The organism is Streptococcus parasanguinis (assembly GCF_001073155.1).
GTDB classification, from domain to species: Bacteria; Bacillota; Bacilli; order Lactobacillales; family Streptococcaceae; genus Streptococcus; species Streptococcus parasanguinis_D.
On the sequence record NZ_JVEE01000052.1, the window covers coordinates 39,016 to 65,527 of the forward strand.

The 26,512-nt window shown below is 41.1% G+C and carries 31 protein-coding genes and 1 other annotated feature; of the genes, 30 read left to right on the plus strand and 1 reads right to left on the minus strand.

Annotated features, from left to right (window positions below):
* The 11 genes from thrB (at position 1) to ADH92_RS09615 (ending at position 8,972) form a co-directional block, all read left to right on the plus strand.
* Entirely contained in the window at positions 1-867 is an 867-nt protein-coding gene (gene thrB / locus ADH92_RS09565) for a homoserine kinase (RefSeq protein WP_049498232.1), read from the plus strand.
* An 83-nt stretch (positions 868-950) separates the two neighbouring features.
* Positions 951-1,931: a TenA family protein gene (locus tag ADH92_RS09570; protein WP_049498233.1), complete on the plus strand. Its 981-nt coding sequence runs from the start codon at positions 951-953 to the stop codon at positions 1,929-1,931.
* 118 nt (positions 1,932-2,049) lie between these two features.
* Positions 2,050-2,946 (plus strand): UDP-N-acetylmuramate dehydrogenase, encoded by an 897-nt coding sequence (gene murB, locus ADH92_RS09575; RefSeq protein ID WP_049498234.1) that lies wholly within the window; start codon positions 2,050-2,052, stop codon positions 2,944-2,946.
* Between the two features lie 207 nt (positions 2,947-3,153).
* Positions 3,154-4,311, plus strand: coding sequence for an ABC transporter ATP-binding protein (locus tag ADH92_RS09580; protein WP_003002881.1), 1,158 nt, complete (start codon positions 3,154-3,156; stop codon positions 4,309-4,311).
* Positions 4,292-5,098: an ABC transporter permease gene (locus tag ADH92_RS09585; RefSeq protein WP_003011144.1), complete on the plus strand. Its 807-nt coding sequence runs from the start codon at positions 4,292-4,294 to the stop codon at positions 5,096-5,098. Before ADH92_RS09580 ends, ADH92_RS09585 begins: the two co-directional genes overlap by 20 nt.
* Positions 5,095-5,868 (plus strand): ABC transporter permease, encoded by a 774-nt coding sequence (locus ADH92_RS09590; protein WP_003002847.1) that lies wholly within the window; start codon positions 5,095-5,097, stop codon positions 5,866-5,868. The genes ADH92_RS09585 and ADH92_RS09590 overlap by 4 nt, the downstream gene beginning before the upstream one ends.
* Positions 5,865-6,935 (plus strand): ABC transporter substrate-binding protein, encoded by a 1,071-nt coding sequence (locus ADH92_RS09595; RefSeq protein ID WP_031573562.1) that lies wholly within the window; start codon positions 5,865-5,867, stop codon positions 6,933-6,935. Before ADH92_RS09590 ends, ADH92_RS09595 begins: the two co-directional genes overlap by 4 nt.
* A gap of 120 nt (positions 6,936-7,055) precedes the next feature.
* Positions 7,056-7,526: a hypothetical protein gene (locus ADH92_RS09600; RefSeq protein ID WP_049498235.1), complete on the plus strand. Its 471-nt coding sequence runs from the start codon at positions 7,056-7,058 to the stop codon at positions 7,524-7,526.
* Between the two features lie 38 nt (positions 7,527-7,564).
* Complete coding sequence (locus tag ADH92_RS09605) at positions 7,565-8,026, plus strand: hypothetical protein (protein ID WP_049498236.1); 462 nt, start codon at positions 7,565-7,567, stop codon at positions 8,024-8,026.
* A gap of 30 nt (positions 8,027-8,056) precedes the next feature.
* Positions 8,057-8,494, plus strand: a complete 438-nt coding sequence (locus tag ADH92_RS09610; RefSeq protein WP_049498237.1) for a hypothetical protein — start codon at positions 8,057-8,059, stop codon at positions 8,492-8,494.
* Positions 8,495-8,528: 34 nt separating this feature from the next.
* Positions 8,529-8,972 (plus strand): hypothetical protein, encoded by a 444-nt coding sequence (locus ADH92_RS09615; protein ID WP_049498238.1) that lies wholly within the window; start codon positions 8,529-8,531, stop codon positions 8,970-8,972.
* 220 nt (positions 8,973-9,192) lie between these two features.
* Here ADH92_RS09615 and ADH92_RS09620 read toward each other — a convergent pair whose 3' ends face one another.
* Entirely contained in the window at positions 9,193-9,627 is a 435-nt protein-coding gene (locus ADH92_RS09620) for a DUF6556 family protein (protein WP_049498239.1), read from the minus strand.
* A gap of 192 nt (positions 9,628-9,819) precedes the next feature.
* Between ADH92_RS09620 and ADH92_RS09625 the strand changes: the two genes are divergently transcribed.
* The 19 genes from ADH92_RS09625 (at position 9,820) to ADH92_RS09715 (ending at position 26,512) form a co-directional block, all read left to right on the plus strand.
* Complete coding sequence (locus tag ADH92_RS09625) at positions 9,820-10,962, plus strand: cysteine desulfurase family protein (protein ID WP_049498240.1); 1,143 nt, start codon at positions 9,820-9,822, stop codon at positions 10,960-10,962.
* Positions 10,963-10,980: 18 nt separating this feature from the next.
* Positions 10,981-12,201 (plus strand): tRNA uracil 4-sulfurtransferase ThiI, encoded by a 1,221-nt coding sequence (gene thiI / locus ADH92_RS09630; protein WP_049498241.1) that lies wholly within the window; start codon positions 10,981-10,983, stop codon positions 12,199-12,201.
* 52 nt (positions 12,202-12,253) lie between these two features.
* Positions 12,254-12,796 (plus strand): membrane lipoprotein lipid attachment site-containing protein, encoded by a 543-nt coding sequence (locus tag ADH92_RS09635; protein ID WP_049498242.1) that lies wholly within the window; start codon positions 12,254-12,256, stop codon positions 12,794-12,796.
* A 137-nt stretch (positions 12,797-12,933) separates the two neighbouring features.
* Positions 12,934-13,021: a sequence feature (ribosomal protein L21 leader region), on the plus strand.
* A 34-nt stretch (positions 13,022-13,055) separates the two neighbouring features.
* Complete coding sequence (rplU, locus tag ADH92_RS09640; protein WP_003002830.1) at positions 13,056-13,370, plus strand: 50S ribosomal protein L21; 315 nt, start codon at positions 13,056-13,058, stop codon at positions 13,368-13,370.
* 15 nt (positions 13,371-13,385) lie between these two features.
* Complete coding sequence (locus tag ADH92_RS09645) at positions 13,386-13,730, plus strand: ribosomal-processing cysteine protease Prp (protein ID WP_049498243.1); 345 nt, start codon at positions 13,386-13,388, stop codon at positions 13,728-13,730.
* Between the two features lie 17 nt (positions 13,731-13,747).
* Positions 13,748-14,041, plus strand: coding sequence for a 50S ribosomal protein L27 (gene rpmA, locus ADH92_RS09650; protein WP_003002805.1), 294 nt, complete (start codon positions 13,748-13,750; stop codon positions 14,039-14,041).
* A gap of 216 nt (positions 14,042-14,257) precedes the next feature.
* Positions 14,258-15,004 (plus strand): DeoR/GlpR family DNA-binding transcription regulator, encoded by a 747-nt coding sequence (locus ADH92_RS09655; RefSeq protein WP_049498244.1) that lies wholly within the window; start codon positions 14,258-14,260, stop codon positions 15,002-15,004.
* Positions 15,005-15,193: 189 nt separating this feature from the next.
* Positions 15,194-15,670 carry a PTS sugar transporter subunit IIA gene (locus tag ADH92_RS09660; RefSeq protein ID WP_023918370.1) on the plus strand — a complete coding sequence of 159 codons (477 nt, stop codon included), beginning with the start codon at positions 15,194-15,196 and terminating at the stop codon, positions 15,668-15,670.
* Positions 15,671-15,705: 35 nt separating this feature from the next.
* Positions 15,706-16,011: a PTS sugar transporter subunit IIB gene (locus ADH92_RS09665; protein WP_003002828.1), complete on the plus strand. Its 306-nt coding sequence runs from the start codon at positions 15,706-15,708 to the stop codon at positions 16,009-16,011.
* A 99-nt stretch (positions 16,012-16,110) separates the two neighbouring features.
* Positions 16,111-17,586, plus strand: a complete 1,476-nt coding sequence (locus ADH92_RS09670; RefSeq protein ID WP_049498245.1) for a PTS galactitol transporter subunit IIC — start codon at positions 16,111-16,113, stop codon at positions 17,584-17,586.
* Between the two features lie 202 nt (positions 17,587-17,788).
* Positions 17,789-18,214 carry a galactose-6-phosphate isomerase subunit LacA gene (gene lacA / locus ADH92_RS09675; RefSeq protein ID WP_003007724.1) on the plus strand — a complete coding sequence of 142 codons (426 nt, stop codon included), beginning with the start codon at positions 17,789-17,791 and terminating at the stop codon, positions 18,212-18,214.
* A gap of 16 nt (positions 18,215-18,230) precedes the next feature.
* On the plus strand, positions 18,231-18,746 hold the full coding sequence (gene lacB / locus ADH92_RS09680; RefSeq protein WP_003002763.1) for a galactose-6-phosphate isomerase subunit LacB: 516 nt from the start codon (positions 18,231-18,233) through the stop codon (positions 18,744-18,746).
* Positions 18,747-18,756: 10 nt separating this feature from the next.
* On the plus strand, positions 18,757-19,686 hold the full coding sequence (locus tag ADH92_RS09685; RefSeq protein ID WP_049498246.1) for a tagatose-6-phosphate kinase: 930 nt from the start codon (positions 18,757-18,759) through the stop codon (positions 19,684-19,686).
* A 1-nt stretch (position 19,687) separates the two neighbouring features.
* Positions 19,688-20,668 carry a tagatose-bisphosphate aldolase gene (lacD, locus tag ADH92_RS09690; protein WP_049498247.1) on the plus strand — a complete coding sequence of 327 codons (981 nt, stop codon included), beginning with the start codon at positions 19,688-19,690 and terminating at the stop codon, positions 20,666-20,668.
* A 309-nt stretch (positions 20,669-20,977) separates the two neighbouring features.
* The gene (locus ADH92_RS09695) at positions 20,978-21,811 is read left to right on the plus strand and encodes a PRD domain-containing protein (RefSeq protein ID WP_049498248.1); all 834 of its coding nucleotides are present in this window, start codon (positions 20,978-20,980) and stop codon (positions 21,809-21,811) included.
* 34 nt (positions 21,812-21,845) lie between these two features.
* Positions 21,846-22,163 carry a PTS lactose/cellobiose transporter subunit IIA gene (locus ADH92_RS09700; protein ID WP_049498249.1) on the plus strand — a complete coding sequence of 106 codons (318 nt, stop codon included), beginning with the start codon at positions 21,846-21,848 and terminating at the stop codon, positions 22,161-22,163.
* Entirely contained in the window at positions 22,163-23,863 is a 1,701-nt protein-coding gene (locus ADH92_RS09705; protein WP_049498250.1) for a lactose-specific PTS transporter subunit EIIC, read from the plus strand. The genes ADH92_RS09700 and ADH92_RS09705 overlap by 1 nt, the downstream gene beginning before the upstream one ends.
* 213 nt (positions 23,864-24,076) lie before the next feature.
* The gene (gene lacG, locus ADH92_RS09710) at positions 24,077-25,483 is read left to right on the plus strand and encodes a 6-phospho-beta-galactosidase (protein ID WP_049498251.1); all 1,407 of its coding nucleotides are present in this window, start codon (positions 24,077-24,079) and stop codon (positions 25,481-25,483) included.
* A 126-nt stretch (positions 25,484-25,609) separates the two neighbouring features.
* Entirely contained in the window at positions 25,610-26,512 is a 903-nt protein-coding gene (locus tag ADH92_RS09715; RefSeq protein ID WP_003011186.1) for a LysR family transcriptional regulator, read from the plus strand.

The window sequence follows — 26,512 nt, forward strand, 5'->3', positions numbered from 1 at the left end:
ATGAAAATTATTGTTCCAGCAACCAGTGCCAATGTAGGGCCAGGTTTTGATTCTGTTGGAATTGCCGTGACTCGCTATTTGACCATTGAAGTCCTTGAACCAACTGATACTTGGTTCATTGAGCATGATCTAGGAGCAGGGATTCCGACAGATGAGAAAAACCTTTTGCTCTCAACAGCCCTTTCTATCTCAACTGATATGCAGCCCCATCGAATCAAGATGACCAGTCAAGTGCCTTTGGCGCGTGGTCTTGGATCTTCAAGCTCGGTCATTGTCGCAGGGATTGAATTGGCCAACCAATTAGCCAACCTCCAGCTATCAGACGCTGAGAAATTACGCATCGCGACCGAGATCGAAGGTCATCCGGATAATGTAGCTCCAGCTATCTTTGGGAATATGGTCATCGCGAGCTACATCGGTGAAGATGTCCAATATGTCACGGCTGACTTTCCAAGCTGTGACCTTGTGGCCATTGTACCGAGCTACCAATTGAAGACCAGTGATAGTCGGAATGTCCTACCGAAAGAATGGTCTTATAAGGAAGCTGTTGCAGCTAGTAGCGTAGCCAATGTCGCTATCGCAGCTCTCCTCAAGGGAGATTTGCTGACGGCTGGTCGCTCCATCGAGTCAGATCATTTCCACGAGCGCTACCGTCAATCTCTTGTCAAAGAGTTCCCTCAGGTCAAAGAAGTCGCACATGCGCATGGGGCTTATGCTACCTATCTGTCAGGAGCAGGCCCAACGATCATGAACCTCTTAGCGCCAGAGCATACAGCAGCCTTTGTCGCAGCTCTCGAAGAACTCGGGCTAGATGGTCAGATTTTCCAACTTAAAATCGACACATTTGGCGTTCGTGTTGAGAAATAAACCTCAATGTAACACAAATGAAAGAAGGATGTATACAAATGTATATGTCCTTTTTGCTTCTCCTATGGTAGAATGGGAATTGTATGGGGAAAAGCTCAAGCTTTCCCGAAAGTTTAGGGGGAAACATGAAACCAGAATATTTATATAGTATTGCTACCGATCTTGGTCTACAATTTGATGGCGAAGCCCGTGTGATGTATGGAGAGCGTGAAGGCTTCTTGTTGGTCATTGAAGGCGCTCAAACCAAGAATGTATTTACCATTTCACTCAGTGTGAAACAAGGTTCCGAAGGAGACTTAATCGAAGATAGCGAGATTCTTTGGAATGAACTAAAAGAACAATCAAAAGCCATTAATGCTATCTCTTCTGATGGTTACTTGACCTCGATCGTTGTCAAAGGTGGAATGACCAAAGGGAAGGCTGTCGAAACCTTATGGACAGCTATCCAAGATATTGTTGATTTCTTGCTCAACCACCAATTTGTGCAAGTGAATGTGGAAACGGGTGAGGAAGGACCAATCGGTCTGTATCAAATTGGAGATGCGATCTTTTTAATCGACGATGCAACCTTTAGAGCTTACCAAGCCGAAGTGCAAGATACGGTGGAGGCTTATGAAGCGCGGGAAGAAAACTTCCTTTTAGGGATTGTAGGGGCTGTGATCGGTGTAATCATCGGTGGAGCAGTTGCCCTCTTAGTAGCGCGTCTTGGCTATGTATCTGTTTTAGCAGGGGCTGCCCTCGGTTATTGTACTATCAAAGGTTATGAGATCCTTGGTAAGAAATTGACTAAAAAAGGTGTGGTAGTTTCAGCTATTTTGATGGTCTTGACGGTCTTTTTGGTCAACCAATTAGATTATACTTTGGCGCTCATGAATGAACTGGATTTGCCATTTGGTATGACCTGGACGCTTCTCAATGAAGCGACATTCTCAGGGGATGTCCCAGATAAATTTTACTTGAATCTAGGATTGTTAGCTGTCTTCACTCTTGGTGGTGCTTGGATTTCGGTCAAATCAGCTCTAGATGGACAAAAGAATCGTGCCATTGCTCGTAAAATTGCATAATGAATGATAAAAGGAAGGCCTGAATATTATAGGTCTTCTTTTGTTTTTTAGGGTCGAAAAATAGTCAAAAATTTGGTATAATAGTTTGTATTTTTATAGAGAGAGAACAGACAGAAAGATGAATGAAAAAATGAATCAAATTCTTGAAGGGATTGATATCCGTTTTCAAGAACCTTTAAAACATTATACCTTCACAAAGGTAGGTGGGAATGCAGAATTTTTAGCCTTTCCTCGTAACCAATATGAATTAAAACGCATCGTCCAATTTGCCAACCAAGAGCAAATCCCATGGATGGTCCTGGGCAATGCGTCCAATATCATTGTCCGCGATGGGGGCATTCCGGGATTTGTCATTATGTTTGATCGCTTGCGTGACATCAGTGTGGATGGTTATGTGGTCGAAGCAGAAGCAGGGGCTAAACTCATCGACACCACCCATGTGGCCTTGCACCATAGTTTGAAAGGCTTCGAGTTTGCTAGTGGCATTCCAGGCAGTGTTGGTGGTGCTGTCTTTATGAATGCGGGAGCCTACGGAGGAGAGATTGCTCATGTCCTTGTATCCTGTAAGGTCTTGACCAAAGACGGGGAAATCGAAACTCTGTCAGCGAGTGAACTAGCTTTTGGCTACCGTCATTCTAAGATTCAAGAGACAGGTGCTGTTGTCATCTCTGCCAAATTTGCTTTGTCACCAGGCAATCACGAGGCGATCAAGCAGGAGATGGATCGGTTGACCCATCTTCGTCAGTTGAAACAACCCCTTGAATACCCTTCTTGTGGATCCGTCTTTAAGCGTCCTGTCGGCCATTTTGCAGGTCAATTGATCAGCGAAGCAGGGCTGAAAGGCTATCGAATCGGTGGTGTGGAAGTGTCTGAAAAGCATGCCGGCTTTATGGTCAATGTCGATAATGGAACAGCTAAGGACTACGAAGACCTGATCGCCCATGTCATTGAGGCAGTAGAAGCTCACTCAGGTGTCCGTTTAGAACCAGAAGTTCGCATTATCGGCCAAGCCTAAGAGCTTAAGTATTGAAGAACAATTGAAAGTGAAGCATCGATAGCATCAGTCGGAGAGGGGGTGAGTGCCTATCGATACCGTAAATAGGTGGGGCAGTCTAGTAAGTCCCCGAGAGGTATTGGTGGTCTGACAGGTCTTCCTGTCAGCCGCTGCATTTTCGTTTGAAAAGCAGTTTGCTAATCGCAGTAAAGAAGGAATTTATGTGAATTGAAAAAACCAATTATTGAGTTTAAAAATGTTTCAAAGGTCTTTGAAGATAGTGGAACCGTTGTCCTAAAGGATATCAATTTTGAGTTGGAAGAAGGGAAGTTCTATACCCTGCTCGGTGCATCTGGATCAGGAAAATCGACCATCCTTAATATCATTGCCGGTCTTTTGGATGCGACGACTGGAGATGTCTATCTTGATGGGGAACGGATCAATGATGTCCCTACCAACAAAAGGGATGTCCACACCGTCTTTCAGTCCTATGCCCTGTTTCCACATATGACGGTCTTTGAAAATGTGGCTTTTCCCCTTCGTTTGAAAAAGGTGGACAAGGCTGAGATCGAACGTCGGGTTTCAGAAGTATTGAAAATGGTCCAGTTAGCGGGATTTGAAAAACGTTCGATCCAAAAATTATCTGGTGGTCAACGCCAGCGGGTAGCGATTGCACGGGCTATTATCAATGAACCACGAGTGGTCCTTTTAGATGAGCCTTTGTCTGCACTTGACTTGAAACTTCGGACAGACATGCAGTATGAGTTGCGAGAATTGCAACAACGCTTGGGGATTACCTTTGTCTTTGTTACCCACGACCAAGAAGAAGCCCTTGCCATGAGTGACTGGATCTTTGTCATGAATGAAGGGGAGATCGTCCAATCTGGTACACCAGTAGATATCTATGATGAACCGATCAACCACTTTGTAGCTACCTTTATCGGGGAGTCCAACATTCTAGATGGTCGCATGATCGAGGACTACTTGGTTGAGTTCAATGGCAAACGCTTTGAAGCCGTCGATGGGGGAATGCGTCCAAATGAACCAGTTGAAGTCGTCATTCGTCCTGAAGACTTGCAAATCACTCTTCCTGAAGAAGGCAAGCTCCAAGTGAAGGTGGACACCCAGCTCTTCCGTGGTGTGCATTATGAGATCATCGCCTATGATGATTTGGGAAATGAGTGGATGATTCACTCCACTCGTAAGGCCATCGTGGGAGAAGTCATCGGGCTAGACTTTGAACCAGAAGATATCCACGTTATGCGTCTCAACGAAACCGAAGAAGAATTTGATGCGCGGATCGAAGAGTACGTTGAAGTGGAAGAGCAAGAAGCTGGTTTGATTAATGCCATTGAGGAGGAAAGAGATGAAGAAAACAACCTCTAATCTATTTATCCTCCCCTATTTCTTGTGGATTTTTCTCTTTGTCTTGGCTCCTGTAGTCATGATCATCTTTCAATCCTTTTTTAACGTTGAAGGGCAGTTTTCACTTGAAAACTACAAAGAGTTCTTTACTTCGCAAAATCTGACCTATTTAAAGATGAGCTTTAATTCGGTTCTTTATGCCGGAATTGTCACCCTGGTGACGCTCTTGATCTCCTATCCAACTGCTTACTTTTTGACGCTGCTTAAACACCGGCAGTTGTGGTTAATGTTGATCGTCTTGCCAACCTGGGTTAATCTCTTGCTCAAGGCCTATGCCTTTATCGGTATCTTTGGTCAAAACGGCTCCATCAATAGCTTTTTAAGCTTTCTCGGAGTCGCTCCCCAGCAGATCCTCTTTACCGATTTCTCCTTTATCTTTGTAGCTAGCTACATCGAGTTGCCTTTTATGATTTTGCCGATCTTTAATGTCTTAGATGACTTAGATCCAAACTTGATTAATGCCAGCTATGATTTGGGAGCCAATCGTTGGGATACCTTCCGTCATGTGGTCTTCCCCTTGTCCATGAATGGAGTCCGATCAGGTGTGCAGTCTGTCTTTATTCCTAGTCTCAGCCTCTTCATGTTGACACGGATGATCGGTGGAAACCGGGTCATTACTTTAGGGACTGCGATTGAACAGCACTTCTTGACAACACAAAACTGGGGAATGGGTTCTACCATCGGAGTTGTTCTGATCCTTGCTATGCTCTTTACCATGTGGGCAACGAGAGAAAGGAGAGAACGATGAAAAAAGTATCTCATTTCTATCTAGGTTTCGTCTTTCTGATTCTCTATCTTCCCATCTTCTATTTGATCTTTTATGCCTTCAATAAAGGGGGAGATATGAATGCCTTCACAGGCTTCACGCTTGAGCATTTCAATGAATTGTTCGCAGATAGTCGCCTGATGCTGATCTTATCAGAGACCTTCCTCTTGGCCTTCTTGTCAGCCTTGATTGCGACAGTGATTGGAACCTTTGGAGCCATTTATATTTATCAATCGAAGAAGAAGTTAGAAGGTCCTTTGCTCTCCATCAACAACATTCTCATGGTAGCGCCAGATGTTATGATCGGGGCCAGCTTCTTGATTCTCTTTACGACGGTGAAGTACCAGCTAGGCTTCTTATCGGTTCTGGCTAGCCACGTGGCCTTCTCGATTCCCATTGTGGTCTTGATGGTCTTGCCTCGTCTCAAGGAAATGAACCGGGATATGGTCAATGCAGCCTATGACTTGGGAGCTACCCAAGTGCAAATGCTCAAAGAGATCATGTTGCCGTATCTGACACCAGCCATTATTGCTGGCTACTTTATGGCCTTTACCTATTCGCTTGATGACTTTGCCGTGACCTTCTTTGTAACCGGAAATGGCTTTACAACCTTGTCTGTAGAGATCTACTCACGTGCGCGTCAAGGAATTTCCCTCAGTATCAATGCCTTGTCCGCCCTTGTCTTTCTCTTTAGTGTGCTCTTGGTCATCGGGTATTACTTTATTACCCGTGAAAAGGAGGAAGCAGCATGAAAAAACTTTATTCATTCCTAACTGGGATTGTCCTTGTCATTCTGGTCCTCTGGGGAATTAGCCACCAGATCGAAGCGAGCATGAATACCAAGAATAGCGACAAGTTGGTCATCTACAACTGGGGAGATTATATCGATCCAGACTTGCTCAAGGAATTCACAAAAGAAACCGGAATTCAGGTGCAATATGATACCTTTGATTCCAACGAAGCCATGTACACCAAGATCAAGCAAGGGGGAACCACCTACGATATTGCGATTCCTAGTGAATATATGATTGCCAAGATGATGGATGAGCATCTGGTTGAAAAGTTGGACCAATCTAAGATCAAAGGGATGGAAAATATTGATCCAAAACTTTTGAACCAATCGTTTGATCCGGGTAACCAATATTCAGTACCTTATTTCTGGGGTACCTTGGGGATTGTCTACAATACCAAGATGGTCAAAAATGCTCCTGAACATTGGTCAGATCTCTGGCGTGAAGAGTACAGAAATGACATCATGATGTATGATGGTGCGCGTGAGGTCATGGGAATTGGTCTCAATACCTTGGGCTATAGCCTCAATGAAAAGGATCCAAAGAAATTGCAAGAGGCAGTAGATAAACTCTACACCTTGACACCAAACATCAAAGCTTTGGTGGCCGATGAGATGAAAGGCTATATGATCCAAAACAATGCGGCTATTGGGGTTACTTTCTCAGGAGAGGCTAGCCAAATGCTCGAAGCCAATAAGGATCTTCGCTATGTCGTCCCAACTGAAGCCAGCAACCTTTGGTTTGATAACATTGTCATTCCAAAAACCGTGAAAAATAAAGAAGCAGCATATGCCTTTATTAACTTCATGCTTCGTCCTAAAAATGCTTTAAAAAATGCTCTTTATGTCGGCTACTCAACGCCAAATAAAAAAGCCAAAGCCATGTTGCCAAAAGAAATCCAAGATGACCAATCCTTCTATCCAAGCGATGAAACGCTGGACCATTTGGAAGTCTATCAACAATTAGGCAAGAAATTGCTTGGAGTCTACAACGATCTTTACCTTCAGGTCAAGATGTATCGAAAATAACACAAAAGGAACCTCAGGGTTCCTTTTTGATTGCTGCATATAGTCTCTAACTAGTGAGTTAGATTGAGATTCAAATGAAAGATGCTATAATAGTAAGGAAAGTGACTGGCCCATTCAGTCATGAAAGGAAGGATTGGAGAAGAAAAAATGAAAAGACGACTGGAACTTTTTTTGATTATTCTGTTACCGATCCTAGGACTGGTTTTTCTAGGAGGAAAAATCATGAATCTGACCAAAAGACCCGAACAGAAGGTAACGGCTTCATCCTCAAAGAAAGTCGTACAAAAATCAGAAGAAGAAATAAAAAAAGAGCAAATCGCATTTCTCAAGGAACACGAGCAAGAAATCGTTGATTATGTGAGGGCTCAAAATTCAAAAATTGAGTCAGTTCAGATTGATTGGACTGATGTGAGATGGAGTGATGGAGGTTTCTTGTTTCCTGATTATTCTATTGAAGTTTATGGAACAGTGAATCATATTGAAGATTCAGGATGGAGTGCCTCTATGCCGATTAATGATGATGATTCAATCGATTTGAAAAAAATTTCCATATTTAACCATATAACCATCGGTGAAGAAATATTGGAGTAGTAGTTCTTTTGATCTATGTTGAAATTTAAGGATAAATTATGAAGAAACATACTAAAATTATTTTGCTAACAGTAACATCGATAATTGCTTTATTTAGTATCGAAGGATGCACTATAAAATCAAAAGAGCAAACGAAACAAGCGCAAACTGTCACCTCTTCAACTACAAAAGAGGACAAAGAAACCATTAAACAAAAACAGCTAGCCTATTTGAAAGAACATGAAAAAGAAATTGTTGATTTTGTGAAAGCTCAAAGTCCGAAAATCGAATCCGTCCAGATTGATTGGAATAGTATGGTAATTGAAGAGTCTGGGAATGGAACGCCTCAGGGTGGTGGATACAATTTATCTATTTCTGGTAAAATTAATCAATTAAAAAACACAAAATTCTCCGTTGATTTTTACTTAGAAGATCAAAATAGCATACCAACTATCAAAAAAATGGGCATGCTTAATGATATCTATATCGAGGAAAATGGTGGCTGGAAAATTTTTTCCTAAGTAAATAGAAGTATTAGTGTTAGGAGGAAAATGAAAAATAAAATGAAATGTACACTTAAGTTATTAGCTTTAATGCTTATTTTCACAAGTATTGGAGGTTGTACTGTAAAGCAAAAAGCGCATAAGAAACAAGCACAAACTGTCACCACTTCCTCCTCCAAAGAAGATATAGAAGTGATCAAACAAAAACGGCTCGCTTATCTCAAAGAGCACGAGCAAGAAATAGTCAATTTTGTGAAATCGAAGAGTTCAAAGATTGAATCTGTTCAAATTTATTGGGACGAAACGCAATGGATTGAGGGTGGAAATGGGACACCACAAGGTGGAGATGAGGTCATAGAAATTTTTGGTACAGTCAATCAGCTAGAAGATTCAGGATGGAGGGTGGATGTTGTATTTGATTCTGATCAAAAGATGACTTTCAGTATGGGCTATAATATTAGTATTAAGGGTGATTATATTGAGTAAGAACTGGAAGATTCAAAGCCTGTAAGGAGGATTTATGAAGAGACAAATGGAACTACTTTTGATCATTTTGTTACCGATCCTAGGACTGGTTTTTCTTGGAGGAAAAATCATGACCCTGACCAAAAGCCCCGAACAGAAGATAACGACCTCATCTTCAAAGAAAGTCGTACAAAAACCAGATGAAGACATAAAAAAAGAACAACTGGACTATCTAAAAGAACACGAACAGAAGGTTATTGATTTAGTCAAAGCACAAAATTCAAAAGTTGAATCCGTTCAGATTGATTGGGATCAGACGCAGTGGGGTGATGGTGGACTGACAACTCCTGAATATTACATGAGTGTTTATGGAGGTATAAATCATATTGAAGAATCGAGTTGGGGAGTAGATATCCCAATTAATGAGGACAATACATTAAATTTAGATGAGATGTATATAGGATCCGACATTAGAATTGGGGGGAGATTATTTGACTAATTGGAATTTAAAAAGTTTTGATAATCTATATGCTTCATTAGCAGAATCAGCTTACAGATATAGACCCAAAAAGTTTCCATATGAATGATTGGATCAATTCCAGGAAGAGCGTTCAAAGCTCAAATGGGAGTATGACAACGAGATAGATGCTTTCTATAAAAATCAGAAAAAGCTGGAATCGAAAGATAAAAAAATCAGTAAGGTTGTCCTTACTGATTTTTTAGTTGGTTCCAGATGATGCTGTATCTGCGCCACTGTCTGTTGCTGTGGAGCCTTGGTCTTGTGCGGCAGACGAGCTAGATTCAGTAGCAGATGAGCTATCGGTTTCTTTTTGTGAACTTGTTTCTGTATTGCTTGAATTGGTTTGTGTATTGGTGTTAGCATCTGTATTAGTAGCGCTTGAGTCAGATCCCTTATCGTGGACCACGACGACGCTGGTGCTACTAGATGGTTTGTCTTCTGTTTTTTGATTGTCTTTATTGAGCAGACTCATGATGGTAAAGGAAGTGACGATAATCCCTAGGAGACTGGCAATCGTAGCTACAACCGTTTGAAATACGGACAAACCTTGTTTGACTTTCTCACCGCGAGATGGTCTTGTATCAACTTTTTCCTCAGGTTTTTGGTTTTTGTTACTTCTTGAATATTGTGACATGTTCATTCTCTTTCTATCAAAAATTGTTTTTTAACACTTTCCTATTATAAGTCATTTTCTGAAAAATGTCTAAAAAGAACTGAATTTTATAGAGTGATTTTGCCGCATCTCTCTTTATCAAATCCTTGTCCCAAGCGGTTAGAAATGATAAAATAGAAGTTACGTAAAAAGAAAGTGATGGATGCGTAGGACATGATCTATTTTGACAATTCAGCAACGACTAAACCCTATCCAGAAGCCCTTGCGACTTATACAGAAGTAGCGACTCGGATCTGGGGCAACCCTTCTAGTTTGCACAATCTAGGTAGTCAAGCTACTCGTATTTTGGAAGCTTCTCGGAAACAAATTGCGGAGCTAATTGGCAAGAAAGCTGAGGAAATTTACTTCACGTCTGGTGGGACAGAAGGGGACAACTGGATCCTAAAGGGTGTCGCCTTTGAGAAAGCTCCTTATGGCAAGCATATCATTGTCTCTGACATCGAGCATCCCGCTATCAAGGAGTCAGCTGCTTGGCTAAAGACGCAGGGATTCGAAGTGGATTACGCTCCAGTGGATGCGCGTGGCTTTGTCAAGGTGGATGCCTTGGCTAGTCTTCTCCGTCCGGATACGACCTTGGTCTCTGTCATGGCCGTCAACAATGAGATTGGTTCCATCCAGCCCATCCATGAAATCGCAGCTCTCCTGGAAGATCGTCCAACGATTAGTTTCCATGTCGATGCTGTGCAATCCTTGGCAAAGGTAGCAACAGAAGTTTATCTACCAGAGCGCGTGGACTTTGCGACCTTCTCTAGTCACAAATTCCATGGACTTCGCGGAGTCGGATTTGTCTACATTAAAGAAGGCAAAAAGATCACCCCTCTCTTAACCGGAGGTGGTCAAGAAAAAGAAATGCGCTCGACAACTGAGAACGTGGCAGGAATCGCAGCAACAGCAAAAGCCCTACGCTTAGCCATGGAAAACCAAGAAGCTTTTGCCAGCAAAACCCAGCAGATGAAAGAAGTCATCCGCAAAGAATTGGTCAACTATCCAGATGTCACTATCTTTTCTGGTGAGGATCACTTTGCGCCTCACATCTTGACTTTCGGGATCAAGGGAGTTCGTGGAGAAGTAGTGGTCCATGCCTTTGAAGAGTTTGATATTTACATCTCGACCACTAGTGCCTGTTCGTCCAAAGCAGGTAAGCCAGCTGGAACCTTGATTGCCATGGGAGTGGACAAGAGTATCGCACAGACTGCTGTTCGCTTGAGTCTTGACCTTGAGAATGACATGAGCCAAGTCGAGCAATTCTTGACCAAGTTCAAACTGATTTACGAGCAAACACGAAAAGTACGTTAATTTTAGAAGGAAATCAACATGACCTTAACCTATTCAGAAATTATGATTCGCTATGGAGAGCTTTCTACTAAAGGAAAGAACCGCATGCGTTTCATCAATAAACTTCGCAATAATATCCAAGATGTTTTATCTATCTATCCAGCTGTCAAAGTGACAGCAGACCGTGATCGAGCGCATGCTTATCTACATGGGACGGATTATGAACCAGTAGCAGAATCCCTCAAACAGGTTTTTGGAATCCAAAATTTTTCACCCGTTTACAAGATTGAAAAATCTGTTCCGGCCTTAAAAGCGGCAGTGCAAGAGATCATGAAGGAGATTTACAAGGAAGGCTTGACCTTTAAAATCTCAAGTAAACGCAGTGACCATACCTTTGAACTCGATAGTCGCGAGCTTAATCAAACCTTGGGAGGTGCGGTCTTTGAAGCGATCCCAACGATTCAAGCTCAGATGAAAAAACCAGATATCAACTTGCAAGTTGAAATTCGAGAAGAAGCAGCCTATATCTCTTATGAAACCATTAAAGGAGCAGGAGGCCTTCCTGTTGGTACGTCTGGCAAGGGCATGCTCATGCTTTCTGGTGGGATCGACTCTCCAGTAGCTGGTTACCTAGCCTTGAAGCGTGGAGTAGATATCGAGGCCGTCCATTTTGCTAGCCCACCTTATACCAGCCCAGGAGCTCTTAAAAAAGCCCATGATTTAACACGGAAGTTGACCAAGTTTGGGGGCAATATCCAATTTATCGAGGTGCCATTCACAGAGATCCAAGAGGAAATCAAGGCAAAAGCGCCAGAAGCTTACCTCATGACTTTGACCCGTCGCTTTATGATGCGTATTACAGACCGTATTCGCGAGGTTCGCGGTGGTTTGGTCATTATTAATGGTGAAAGCTTGGGACAAGTGGCTAGCCAAACCTTAGAGAGTATGCAGGCCATCAATGCCGTGACCAATACGCCGGTTATCCGTCCGGTGGTGACCATGGACAAGTTGGAAATCATCGATATTGCCCAAGAGATTGATACCTTTGAAATCTCTATCCAGCCATTCGAAGATTGTTGTACCATCTTTGCACCGGATCGTCCAAAGACGAATCCGAAACTCAAAAATGCGGAGCAATATGAGCAACGCATGGATGTGGAAGCTTTGGTGGAGCGTGCGGTAGCAGGCATCATCGTAACAGAGATCACACCAAAAGCAGAAAAAGATGAGGTCGATGACCTGATCGAGGATTTGCTATAGGAGAGACTGGGAGTATCCAGCCTCTTTTTCTAACCAACTTAAAGGAGACAAGATGAAAAAAATTATCGTTTTAATGACAAGTTTGCTTCTGTTGACAGGCTGCGTCAAAGTATCATTTACTGGTCCGAAAAAAGAAGAAAAGACCAGCCAGTCAACCAGCAGTAAAAAAGAACCGCTCACATTTGTCAGAGCCGACCAGTATAAAGACCAGGACAACGAAGTCCTGGAAGCGTCTGAGAAATTTATCAAGGAACATCCAACGCTTGGAGAACCTGGAAAATTATTTGTCTTTTTCCCAGGCTATACCTTTGGAAATGAGGAAAGCCGCTTCGCCTTGTTCTTTATTGTGAATCGTACCACCACAACCATCGATCGTGATGGATCCTTTGTCCTGAATTTGGAATATGATAGGGAGCCACTTTTCAAAGATGTCACAGTTGACTATGAAATCAATGAATCAGGTGTATTGAAACCGAATACGGCTGCAGCTATTCCTATCAAAATCACCAAGGAACAAGAAGAAAAAATGAAGAGCATGAACGATTCTTCAAAAGCAAAAATGAGTTTTAATGACTTTAAATTTAAAGATAAGTAGAAGAAGTCGGACCGACAAGCGATCTTAAAATAAAAGATACAAAATCATCCATTTTATAAAAGAAATTCGTTTTCAAAGCGAAAAAATACTTGTCTTTGTCTGATAGAAGTGATATACTAAGAGAGTTGACTATGCACATGCCTGTGCAACCGCTCGAACATCGTCGCTCATTTCCATGAGAGTAAGTGGTTCGTCCCACGATGCTAGGCGAGTCTTCACAAAAATACGGGGAAACCCAAAAATACATAGGAGGTGCATAATGAGCACATACGCAATCATTAAAACTGGCGGAAAACAAGTTAAAGTTGAAGTTGGTCAAGCTATCTACGTTGAAAAATTGAACGTTGAAGCTGGTCAAGAAGTTACATTTAACGAAGTTGTTCTTGTTGGTGGTGAAAACACTGTTGTCGGAACTCCACTTGTTTCAGGAGCTACTGTTGTTGGAACTGTTGAAAAACAAGGAAAACAAAAGAAAGTTGTTACTTACAAGTACAAACCTAAAAAAGGTAGCCACCGTAAACAAGGTCACCGTCAACCTTACACTAAAGTTGTCATCAACGCTATCAACGCTTAATTTTTAGGAGAACACATGATACAAGCAGTCTTTGAACGAGCCGAAGATGGCGAGCTGAGGAGTGCAGAAATCACTGGGCACGCTGGAAGCGGTGAATACGGCTTTGATGTCGTGTGTGCATCGGTTTCGACTCTAGCCATTAACTTTGTCAACTCTGTTGAGAAATTTGCAGGCTACGAACCGGATCTAGAATTAAACGAAGAAGAAGGTGGCTTCCTGCGGGTGACGATCCCGACGGATATTCCACCACATCAAAGAGAAATGACCCAACTATTCTTTGAATCATTTTTCTTAGGGATGGCAAACTTATCGAAGAACTCATCGGAGTTCGTCCAAACAAGAGTTATCACAGAAAACTAACATGGAGGAAAACAATTATGTTGAAATTGAATCTTGCTAACTTGCAACTTTTCGCCCACAAAAAAGGTGGAGGTTCTACATCAAACGGACGTGATTCACAAGCAAAACGTCTTGGAGCTAAAGCAGCTGATGGACAAACTGTAACAGGTGGATCTATCCTTTACCGTCAACGCGGTACTCACATCTACCCAGGTGTGAACGTTGGACGTGGTGGAGACGATACTTTGTTCGCAAAAGTTGAAGGCGTAGTACGCTTCGAACGTAAAGGTCGCGATAAAAAACAAGTTTCTGTTTACCCAATCGCAAAATAAAAAGGTTCAGTGAACCTTTTTATCCCGAGCCTTGAAATATTAAGGTGAGGAAGCTAGAAATAGCATAAATCAAAGCTTTCCGGATTGACGGAAGGCTTTTTTCTTTTATTTATTTAAAAATATCGTGTTTACTCTTGTTAATATAATGTTTGAATTTGTGTTTTTTGAAAAATGTAGTATAATAGAGACAAATATAGTAGGAATGGAAGTAGTACCATGAAAGATAGCAGACATGTTGAAATTCTTCAGGAACTGGATCGAAAAAGTGTGGTATCGGTCAAAGAGCTCAAGGAACTTTTTGGGGTGACAGATATGACCATTCGTCGCGATCTGATTGATCTTGAAAAACAAGGTCTTTTAGTTCGTGTACATGGTGGGGCCCACAAAAAAGTCAAAGATAGCTTATTAGAAGCTTCTCACAGTGAAAAAAATCTGATCAATATTGATGAGAAACGAAGCATTGCCAAAAAATGTGCAGACTTGATCGAAAATGGGGATACCGTCTTTATTGGCTCTGGTACAACAACAGACTTTATCGGAGATTATTTGGAAGGGAAAGAAATTAGCATCGTCACCAACTCCCTGCCTATTTTTGAGAAGCTCAAGGATTTCCCGAATTATGACTTGATATTAGTTGGTGGTCGCTACCGGGTAAAGACACAAACCTTTGTCGGTCAATTTGCCAATAAACTCTTGAAAGAAATCAAGGTTTCTAAAGCCTTTATCGGGGTGAATGGAATCGATGGCCATAGTGTCTCCACAGCTAATGAAGAAGAAGGAAATGGCAATGCCATTATTCTGAACAATGCGATAGAGAAATATGTGGTAGCTGATAACAGCAAGTTTGATAGTTATTCCTTCTACAGTTTCTATCGTGTGGAAGATCTAAATGCCATTATTACCGATGATAGTATTCCAAAGAAGATCAAAGACAAATACGGCTTGTATACGAAAATCATATAAAACAAAGTGGTCTCAAAAAAGAGACCACTTTTTACTGATTTAAGGATGTTGGAAAATGACGGATAGAAAGCGCTTTAGAGAGATATACAAACAAAATTAAACAAATTTAGACAAAAAATGATTGACAATCAATCAATATAGTGATATACTGAAGCTATAAATAAATAGTTAGATAAGGAGGTGGCAACAATGGGATTAAATCAACTCTTTAACAAAGATCTTGTATTTTGCCTACATGCCAAGGATCAAACAGATCTCTTTGAGCAGGTAGCAAGCTTATTGGAAGAGCGACAGATTGTGACACCAACCTATCGTTCCGCTTTGATTGAGCGTGAAAAGTCTTTCCCGACTGGATTAGACATGGAATTTCTTGGTAAGGACTTACCAAATGTGGCGATCCCGCACACAGACATTGTCCATAATCTCACTGAGAATGTGGTTGTGGTTCGTTTGGATCAACCCGTAACTTTCCATAATATGATTGCTCCAGATAAGGAAGTTCAAGTTTCACTTTTATTCTTCATTATCAATAATACGAGCTCAAGCCAAACCAATATTTTGGCCCAACTGATGGATTTCTTTACATCCAATGGAAATCTCGAAGCTCTATCAAAATTAGATAGTGAAGATAAGCTTTATCAATACATTACGGAAACTATTTCCTAAAACATTCGTAAATATTTATAATGGAGGACATCCAAATGATTAAAATTTTAGCTGCCTGTGGTGCAGGTGTTAACTCTAGCCACCAAATTAAGAATGCTTTGGAAGAAGAGTTGTCAAACCGTGGTTATGATGTGCGTTGTGACGCTGTCATGGTCAAAGACGTCAATGAAGATTTGATTTCTGGTTATGACATCTTTACTCCAATTGCTGCTACTGATTTGGGATTCGATCCTGGTATTCCAGTGGTAGAAGCAGGACCAATCTTGTTCCGTATTCCAGCGATGAGTGCGCCAGTCTTTGATAACATCGAAGCTGCCATTAAAGAACATGGATTAAGTTAATATTTTTTTAAACATGATTGTAAGCGTTATCCAATTATAAAATTGGGAACACTTTATGCTGTAAATTACAAAAAAATTCATAAATCGGGAGGATTTATTATGAATGGCATTATTGATTTTGCCAATAAATTTTTCAAACCCATCCTAGACATGGGTGCTCCGATCATCATGTTGATCGTCCTAACTCTATTGGCACTTTTGTTTGGAGTGAAATTCTCCAAAGCGCTTGAAGGTGGTATTAAACTTGCCATCGCCCTTACTGGTATCGGTGCTATCATCGGTATGTTGAATGGAGCTTTCTCAGCATCTCTTGCAAAATTCGTTGAGAATACTGGTATTCAATTGAATATCACAGACGTTGGTTGGGCGCCTCTTGCGACCATTACTTGGGGGTCTGCCTGGACACTTTACTTCTTGTTGATTATGTTGATCGTCAACGTTATCATGCTTGCGATCAAGAAAACGGATACGCTTGACGTCGATATCTTCGATATCTGGCACTTGTCTATCACTGGTCTTTTGATCAAATGGTATGCTGACAATAACGGTGTCAGCCAAGGAGTTTCACTTTTCGTTGCAACTCTTGCCGTTGTCCTTGTAGGGGTTATGAAAATCATCAACTCAGACTTGATGAAACCAACATTTGATGATTTGTTGAATGCACCAAGTTCATCACCTATGACATCTACTCACATGAACTACATGATGAACCCAATCATCATGGTCTTGGATAAAATCTTTGACAAATTCTTCCCAGGTCTTGATAAATACGACTTCGACGCTGCTAAATTGAACAAGAAGATCGGTTTCTGGGGATCTAAATTCTTTATCGGTTTCCTTCTTGGAATCGTCATCGGTATCATGGGTACTCCACATCCAGTTGCTGGTGTACAAGATGCTGACAAATGGGAATTGGTTATTAAAGGTTGGTTGAGCCTTGGTTTGACTGCCGGTGTCTGCTTGGAATTGTTCTCATTGATCGGTTCTTGGTTCATCGCAGCAGTAGAACCATTGTCACAAGGTATTACAAACGTTGCTACTAAACGTCTTCAAGGACGTAAATTCAACATCGGTTTGGACTGGCCATTTATCGCTGGTCGTGCTGAAATCTGGGCTTGTGCCAACGTACTTGCGCCAATCATGTTGATCGAAGCAGTGCTTCTTTCTAAAGTCGGAAATGGTATCTTGCCACTTGCAGGTATCATCGCTATGGGTGTAACTCCAGCCTTGTTGGTTGTAACACGCGGTAAATTGATCCGTATGATCATCTTTGGAAGCCTTCTCTTGCCACTCTTCCTTCTTTCAGGTACATTGATTGCACCATTTGCAACTCAATTGGCTAAGAGTGTTGATGCCTTCCCTAAAGGGGTAGCTTCTACTCAATTGATCACTCACTCAACTCTTGAAGGACCAGTTGAAAAATTGCTCGGTTGGACAATCGGTAACGCAACAACTGGTGATATCAAGGCTATCCTTGGTGTAGTTGTCTTCTTAGCATTCTATATCGGAATCTTCGCTTGGTACAGAAAACAAATGATCAAACGTAACGAAGAATATGCTGCAAATGCAAAATAATCGTTCCATGTAGTTTGAAAACTGACACCATATCTTTTCTAGATATGGTGTTTTTATTTTTAAAAAATGTTCGAAAATAAACAATTTAATGTTGACTTTCGTTCAAAATAGGTGTAATATAATATCAAAAGTAAGAAAATGTTTCTTTGTGAAAAATTAACAACAGGAATATTTGCTGAAACAAACAAAAGGAGGACAGGACATGTCTATTGTAATTGGTGCAGATGCTGCAGGATTAAGATTAAAAGATCTCGTGAAAGAGTTTCTTGTAAAAGAAAACTTCGATGTTGTAGATGTAACCGCTGAAGGTCAAGATTTTGTAGATGTGACACTTGCAGTTGCGAGCGAAGTGAACAAAAATGATCAAAATCTTGGAATCGTGATTGATGCTTATGGAGCTGGTCCATTTATGGTTGCGACTAAAATCAAAGGAATGGTGGCAGCAGAAGTTTCAGATGAACGTTCTGCTTATATGACACGTGGCCACAACAATTCTCGAATGATTACCATGGGAGCTGAAATTGTTGGAGATGAATTGGCGAAAAACATTGCCAAAGGCTTCGTCAATGGTAAATACGACGGCGGCCGTCACCAAATTCGTGTTGATATGTTGAATAAGATGTGCTAATGAGAGGAGAATTCAAATGAGAATTGCAATTGGTTGTGATCACATTGTGACAAATGAAAAAATGGCTGTTTCTGATTTTTTGAAATCAAAAGGATACGAAGTGCTCGACTTTGGGACTTATGACCATACACGTACCCACTATCCAATCTTTGGTAAGAAAGTCGGTGAAGCCGTAGCAAGTGGCCAAGCAGATCTTGGTGTTTGTATCTGTGGTACTGGTGTTGGGATTAACAATGCTGTTAACAAAGTACCTGGTATCCGTTCTGCCTTGGTACGCGATATGACAACTGCTCTCTATGCAAAAGAAGAATTGAACGCGAATGTCATCGGATTTGGTGGTAAAATTACTGGTGAATTGCTCATGTGCGATATCATTGAAGCATTTATCCACGCTGAATACAAACCAACTGAAGAAAATAAAAAATTGATCGCTAAGATCCAACATGTGGAAACACATAATGCTCATCAAGCGGATGCTGATTTCTTTACAGAATTCCTTGAAAAATGGGACCGTGGTGAATACCACGACTAAGAGGTGACGTATGATATTAACGGTCACGATGAACCCTTCGATTGATATTTCTTATCCTTTGGATGTACTCCAGTTGGATACAGTCAATCGTGTGGCTGAGGTGAGTAAGACAGCTGGTGGGAAAGGTCTTAACGTTACTCGTGTACTTTCTGAGATAAAGGATCCAGTGGCAGCGACTGGCCTACTTGGTGGTCGAACAGGGCAATTCATTCTCGATCATTTAGGAGAAGGGATAGAGGAACGTTTCTTTGAAATTGCTGGAGATACACGTAATTGTATCGCCATCCTTCACGAAGGCAAGCAAACAGAAATCTTAGAAAAAGGTCCAACCATTTCTGAGAAAGAAGGGAAAGACTTTCTAGACCATTATCGTCACTTGGTTGAACAAGTAGAGGTTGTTGCCATCTCTGGAAGTCTTCCTGCTGGTTTACCAGTGGACTACTATGCTAGCCTTGTCAAGATTGCAAGGGAAGCTGGGAAACCAGTCGTACTCGATTGCTCGGGAGCTTCTTTAGAAGCTGCCATTCAAGCAGCTGTCAAGCCTACGGTCATTAAACCAAACAATGAAGAATTATCACAGTTGTTAGGAAAAGAAGTGAGTAAGAATGTGGAAGACTTAAAAGAAGTTCTTCAGGATTCTCTCTTTGATGGCATCGAATGGGTGATTGTCTCCCTTGGTGCAAATGGCGCTTTCGCTAAGCATGGGGATGTCTTCTATAAGGTAGATATTCCTAAGATCGATGTCGTCAATCCAGTCGGATCTGGTGATTCGACTGTTGCAGGGATTGCATCTGGTCTCTATCATCATGAGAGTGACGCAGACTTGCTTAAGAAAGCAAATGTTCTTGGAATGTTAAATGCGCAAGAAGCGCAAACAGGACATGTCAACATGGGGCACTATGATGCCTTGTATCAACAATTAATCGTAAAAGAGGTATAAAATGGTATTAACAGAACAAAAACGCAACTATTTGGAACGTCTTAGTACAAAAGACGGTGTCATTTCAGCTTTGGCCTTCGACCAACGTGGAGCTTTGAAACGCTTGATGGCCAAATACCAAGACACTGAGCCAACTGTAGCACAAATGGAAGAATTAAAAGTCCTTGTAGCTGATGAATTGACAAAATATGCTTCATCTATGTTATTGGACCCAGAATATGGTCTACCTGCTACAAAAGCCTTGGACAAAGATGCAGGACTCTTGCTCGCATACGAAAAGACAGGCTACGATACTTCTAGCACCAAACGCTTGCCTGACTGCTTGAACCTTTGGTCAGCAAAACGCATCAAAGAACAAGGCGCAGATGCTGTGAAGTTCTTGCTCTACTATGATGTAGACAGTGCAGATGAACTCAACCAAGAAAAACAAGCTTATATCGAACGCATCGGTTCAGAATGTGTGGCAGAAGACATTCCATTCTTCCTTGAAATCTTGGCTTATGATGAAGGAATTGCAGATGCAACCTCTGCTGAATATGCAAAAGTGAAACCTCGTAAAGTCATTGAAGCTATGAAAGTCTTCTCAGATCCTCGTTTCAATATCGATGTATTGAAAGTAGAAGTTCCTGTCAATGTCAACTACGTGGAAGGTTTTGGAGAAGGTGAAGTTGTCTATAGTCGTGAAGAAGCTGCTGCCTTCTTTAAAGAACAAGAAGAAGCAACCAACCTTCCATACATCTACCTCAGTGCGGGTGTATCCGCAAAACTCTTCCAAGAAACTTTGGAATTTGCTCATGCATCAGGTGCTAACTTCAACGGTGTTCTTTGTGGACGTGCGACATGGGCAGGTTCAGTAGAAGCTTACATCAAAGATGGAGAAGCAGCTGCTCGTGAATGGCTTCGTACAGAAGGTCGTCAAAATATTGAAGAATTGAACGCAGTCTTGGCTAAAGTGGCAACACCTTGGACAGAACGCGTGTAAGAAACAAATTGTTATTGCCTCCTAAAGCAACATTTAGAACATTGGAAGGAAGAAATTCCTTCCAATGTTCTTCATTATTTTTAGGCTTTGTTTATTTTTTATAAAAAATGTTTAAAAATTTTCGCTGTAAGGGTTTACAAAATAAAAAACTTATGATAGAATAAGTTCATAAGTTAAATAGCAGTGAGCGTTACTAAGTTAGATTAGGCGTGACCACAAGTAGATTGAATGATTAGCATAGGCTAGTTTTTTCAGTTGCTTCGTGGTCATTTTTATTTGCTTTTAACAAATTTCACAAAGGAGAGCCTCATGTATCGTATTATCCATCCAATGAACAATAATGTTGCTTTGGTTCAAAATGAACTACAACAAGAGTTAATTGTTATTGGGAGTGGGATTGCTTTTGGGAAAAAGAAAAATGATCTAGTGGCTGATGATAAGGTCGAAAAAGTATTTCGTTTAAACACGGATGAGTCAAGAGAAAACTTTATGGCCCTTCTAAAGGATGTTCCTCTTGATTTCATTACAACCACTTATGAAGTGATTGATACCTTGTCTAAGAAATATGCTTATCCTGTTCAAGAATATATCTATGTGACACTAACAGATCACATCTTTTGTTCTTACCAGGCAGTTCAACAGGGAAGATATAAACACAGTGATCTTCCTGATGCGTCTGCTATGCATCCGATCCCCTATAAAATTGCAAAAGAAGCGATTGAAATCTTTCGAGAGCGGCTCTTGGATCAATTTCCTGATGACGAAGTGAATCGTATCGCCTATCACTTCATCAATGCACAAGGGGAAGTCATTCATGAGCAGGATCCTGATGTCCAAGATCGCCAAGCGATTTTGAAAGCTGTAGAGGAAAAATTAGCTCAAAATGGATTGAAACGAAAAGAAGAGAACAGTCATTTCTACGATCGCTTTATGATCCATCTTAATTATTTCCTTGACTCCCTAGATAAGGGAAGAGAGGATCCTGAAGGCTTGAGCGAGATGGAACAACTGATCCAGCTAAGTTATCCAAAGGCTTATGAGATTAGTCATCAGATCTACCAAACCATCGCTGAACAGACTGGAGCTAAGATATCTCCTAATGAAAAAGTCTATTTAGCCTTGCATATTCAACGTCTATTATAAAAATTTTCAAAAGGTATCATAAGGAGGAACCAACATGAATAAAGAAGAAGTCCAATTACTTGGGTTTGAAATTGTCGCTTATGCCGGTGACGCTCGATCAAAATTAATAGAAGCATTAAAAGCTGCTGAAAATGGTGATTTTGCGAAAGCAGAATCCTTAGTAGAAGAAGCAGGGTCCTGTATCGCTGAGGCTCACAAATCTCAAACGACCATGCTAGCGCAAGAAGCTGCAGGAGAAGAAATCCCCTATAGCATCACCATGATGCATGGTCAAGACCATCTCATGACAACGATCTTATTAAAAGACGTGATTCACCATCTGATTGAACTATATAAAAGAGGAGCAAAATAATGAATAAACTGATTGAACTAATTGAAAAAGGGAAACCTTTCTTTGAAAAGATTTCTCGTAATAAATATTTGCGAGCGATTCGGGATGGTTTCATTGCAGGGATGCCTGTGATCCTCTTCTCATCTATCTTCATCCTAATTGCGTATGTACCAAACGCTTGGGGGTTCCATTGGTCTAAAGATATTGAAACTTTATTGATGACTCCATATAGCTATTCTATGGGCATCTTGGCCTTCTTCGTTGGTGGGACAACGGCTAAGGCTTTGACAGATTCAATGAACCGTGACCTCCCAGCAACCAACCAAATAAACTTCATTTCAACAATGTTGGCTTCTATGGTTGGCTTCTTGCTCATGGCTGCTGAACCTGCTAAAGAAGGTGGATTCTTAACAGCATTCATGGGGACTAAAGGGTTGTTAACAGCCTTTATTGCTGCATTCATTACTGTTAATGTTTACAAAGTCTGTGTGAAAAACAATGTGACCATCCGCATGCCGGACGAGGTTCCACCAAATATTTCACAAGTATTTAAAGACTTGATTCCATTTACATTATCAGTTGTACTCTTGTACGCACTTGAATTAGTTGTTAAAGCAAGCCTTCATGTAACGGTTGCTGAATCAATCGGTACCCTTCTTGCTCCACTATTCTCAGCTGCTGACGGTTACCTTGGAATTACAATTATCTTTGGTGCTTATGCCTTCTTCTGGTTTGTAGGTATCCATGGTCCTTCAATTGTTGAGCCAGCTATCGCAGCGATTACTTATGCAAATGCTGAAGTAAACTTGAAATTGATTCAACAAGGAATGCACGCAGATAAGATTCTTACTTCAGGTACTCAAATGTTTATTGTTACTTTGGGTGGTACTGGTGCGACTCTTGTTGTTCCATTTATGTTCATGTGGTTAACGAAATCAAAACGTAACCGTGCAATTGGACGTGCATCTGTAGTCCCAACATTCTTTGGTGTTAACGAACCAATCTTGTTCGGTGCTCCATTGGTATTGAACCCAATCTTCTTCATTCCATTTATCTTTGCTCCAATTGCAAACGTTTGGATTTTCAAATTCTTTATCGATACACTTGGAATGAACTCATTTACTGCTAACCTACCATGGACAACTCCAGCCCCACTTGGTCTAGTTCTTGGTACTAACTTCCAAGTTCTTTCCTTCATCCTTGCTGTACTTCTTGTTGTAGTAGACGTGATCATTTACTACCCATTCGTAAAAGTTTACGATGAACAAATTCTTGAAGAAGAACGTTCTGGTAAAGCTAACGACAGCTTGAAAGAAAAAGTAGCTGCAAACTTCAATACAGCGAAAGCTGATGCTGTTCTTGAAAAAGCTGGTGTTGAAAATGAACCAGCTCAAAACAATATCACAAAAGAAACAAACGTATTGGTTCTTTGTGCAGGTGGTGGTACAAGTGGTCTTCTTGCAAATGCTTTGAATAAAGCTGCTAAAGAATACAATGTTCCTGTAAAGGCCGCTGCTGGTGGTTACGGTGCTCACCGTGAAATGTTGCCAGAATTTGACCTTGTTATCCTTGCCCCTCAAGTAGCTTCTAACTATGAAGACATGAGGGCAGAAACAGATAAACTAGGCATTAAATTGGCTAAGACAGAAGGTGCTCAATACATCAAATTGACACGTGATGGTAAAGGCGCTCTTGCATTCGTTCAAGCGCAATTCGATTAACGATAGGGACTGTGAAACAGTCTCCTATCGTAACGGAAATCGCTATGGCGATTTTCCTAATCGACTTGTTAATTCGTCGGTAAAAATATATCGTTTTTACCTCCTCATGTCACAATTCGGTGGCTTGGAACAAGAAGTGAGATGGAGATGGATGGCTCACTAACTCCTCTCCGCTCACTTTTCATTTGGTTCAATTAAGAAATAGGTGAAAAAATGACAAAAACACTTCCTAAAGATTTTATTTTTGGTGGGGCGACAGCTGCCTACCAGGCAGAAGGTGCGACTCATACAGATGGTAAAGGACCAGTTGCATGGGACAAATACTTAGCAGACAACTATTGGTATACTGCTGAACCAGCAAGTGATTTCTACCATAAATATCCAGTAGACTTACAGTTGGCTGAAGAATATGGCGTAAACGGAATTCGTATTTCTATTGCTTGGTCACGTATTTTCCCAACTGGTTATGGTGAAGTCAATCCAAAAGGGGTAGAATTCTATCATAAGTTATTTGCAGAATGCCATAAACGTCATGTAGAACCATTCGTAACTCTTCACCACTTTGATACTCCTGAAGCTCTTCACTCAAATGGAGACTTCTTGAATCGTGAAAATATCGAACACTTTGTAGATTATGCTGCCTTCTGTTTTGAAGAATTCCCAGAAGTCAACTACTGGACAACCTTCAATGAAATTGGCCCAATCGGTGATGGTCAATACTTAGTAGGTAAATTCCCACCAGGTATTCAATATGACCTTGCCAAAGTCTTCCAATCACACCACAATATGATGGTTTCTCATGCACGTGCTGTGAAATTGTACAAAGACAAAGGGTATACAGGTGAAATCGGGGTTGTTCATGCTCTTCCAACTAAGTATCCATTGGATCCTAAAAATCCTGCAGACGTACGTGCTGCTGAGTTGGAAGATATCATTCACAACAAATTTATCTTGGATGCTACTTACCTCGGTCATTATTCAGATGAAACCATGGAAGGGGTAAACCACATTCTTTCAGTTAATGGTGGTAGTCTGGATCTTCGGGACGAAGACTTTGCAGCACTTGAAGCAGCTAAAGATCTAAACGACTTCCTTGGAATTAACTACTACATGAGTGACTGGATGGAAGCCTTTGATGGTGAAACTGAAATCATCCACAACGGTAAAGGGGAAAAAGGAAGCTCTAAATACCAAATCAAAGGTGTTGGACGTCGTGTAGCTCCTGACTATGTACCTCGTACTGATTGGGACTGGATCATCTACCCTCAAGGTTTGTATGATCAAATCATGCGTGTCAAGAAAGATTATCCAAACTACAAGAAGATCTACATCACTGAAAACGGACTTGGATACAAAGATGAATTTGTGGACAACACTGTTTACGATGATGGCCGGATTGATTATGTGAAGCAACACTTGGAGGTCTTGTCTGATGCGATTGCAGATGGTGCTAATGTCAAAGGTTACTTCATCTGGTCTCTCATGGACGTCTTCTCTTGGTCTAATGGTTATGAAAAACGCTATGGTCTCTTTTATGTGGACTTTGAAACCCAAGAGCGCTATCCAAAGAAATCGGCTCATTGGTACAAGAAAGTAGCTGAAAGCCAAGTGATTGAATAAGTATCAACTGGAACTGTTTTAGTTCCAGTTTTTTATTTTCACTTGATGAGTGTCTCTTAAACGGATCTCTTCTTTCAGCCCCTAATTTATGGTATAATAGATCGATACTGTAATAAGGAAAATAGAATGAATATACAACAATTACGATATGTAGTGGCGATTGCCAACAGTGGTACTTTTCGTGAGGCTGCTGAAAAAATGTATGTGAGTCAGCCTAGCTTGTCCATCTCCGTCAGAGATCTGGAAAAAGAACTGGGGTTTAAGATTTTTCGTCGGACCAGTTCTGGGACTTTTTTGACCCGTCGGGGAATGGAATTTTATGAAAAAGCGCAGGACGTGGTCAAAGGGTTTGATGTGTTTCAAAATCAATATGCCAGTCCTGAAGAAGAGAAGAAAGAATTCTCTATTTCTAGTCAACACTATGACTTCTTGCCACCTTTGATGACGGAATTCTCGATCCGCTATCCGGAAAATAAAAACTTCCGCATCTTTGAATCAACGACGGTTCAAATTTTGGACGAAGTGGCTCAAGGGCATAGTGAGTTGGGGATTATTTATCTCAATCGTCAAAATACCAAGGGGATTATGCAACGGGTCGATAAATTAGGGCTTGAAGTAGTGGATTTGATTCCTTTTCAGACTCATATTTATCTTCGCAAAGGACATCCTTTGGCTAAGAAGAAAAAACTGGTTATGGAAGATCTAGCTCAGTTGCCAACTGTTCGTTTTACCCAAGAAAAAGATGAGTACCTCTATTATTCAGAGAACTTTGTCGATACCAGCTCGAGCTCACAAATGTTCAATGTGACCGACCGGGCTACCTTGAATGGAATCTTGGAGCGGACGGATGCTTATGCGACGGGATCTGGCTTTTTGGATAGCCAGTCCGTGAATGGCATTACCGTGATTCCTTTGGAAGACAACTTAGACAATAAAATGGTCTATGTCAAACGCGAAGAGATGGATCTCTCTCCTGTAGCAGAGAAGTTTGTCGAGGTCATGGTAGAATATTTTGATCAAAAGAGGTAA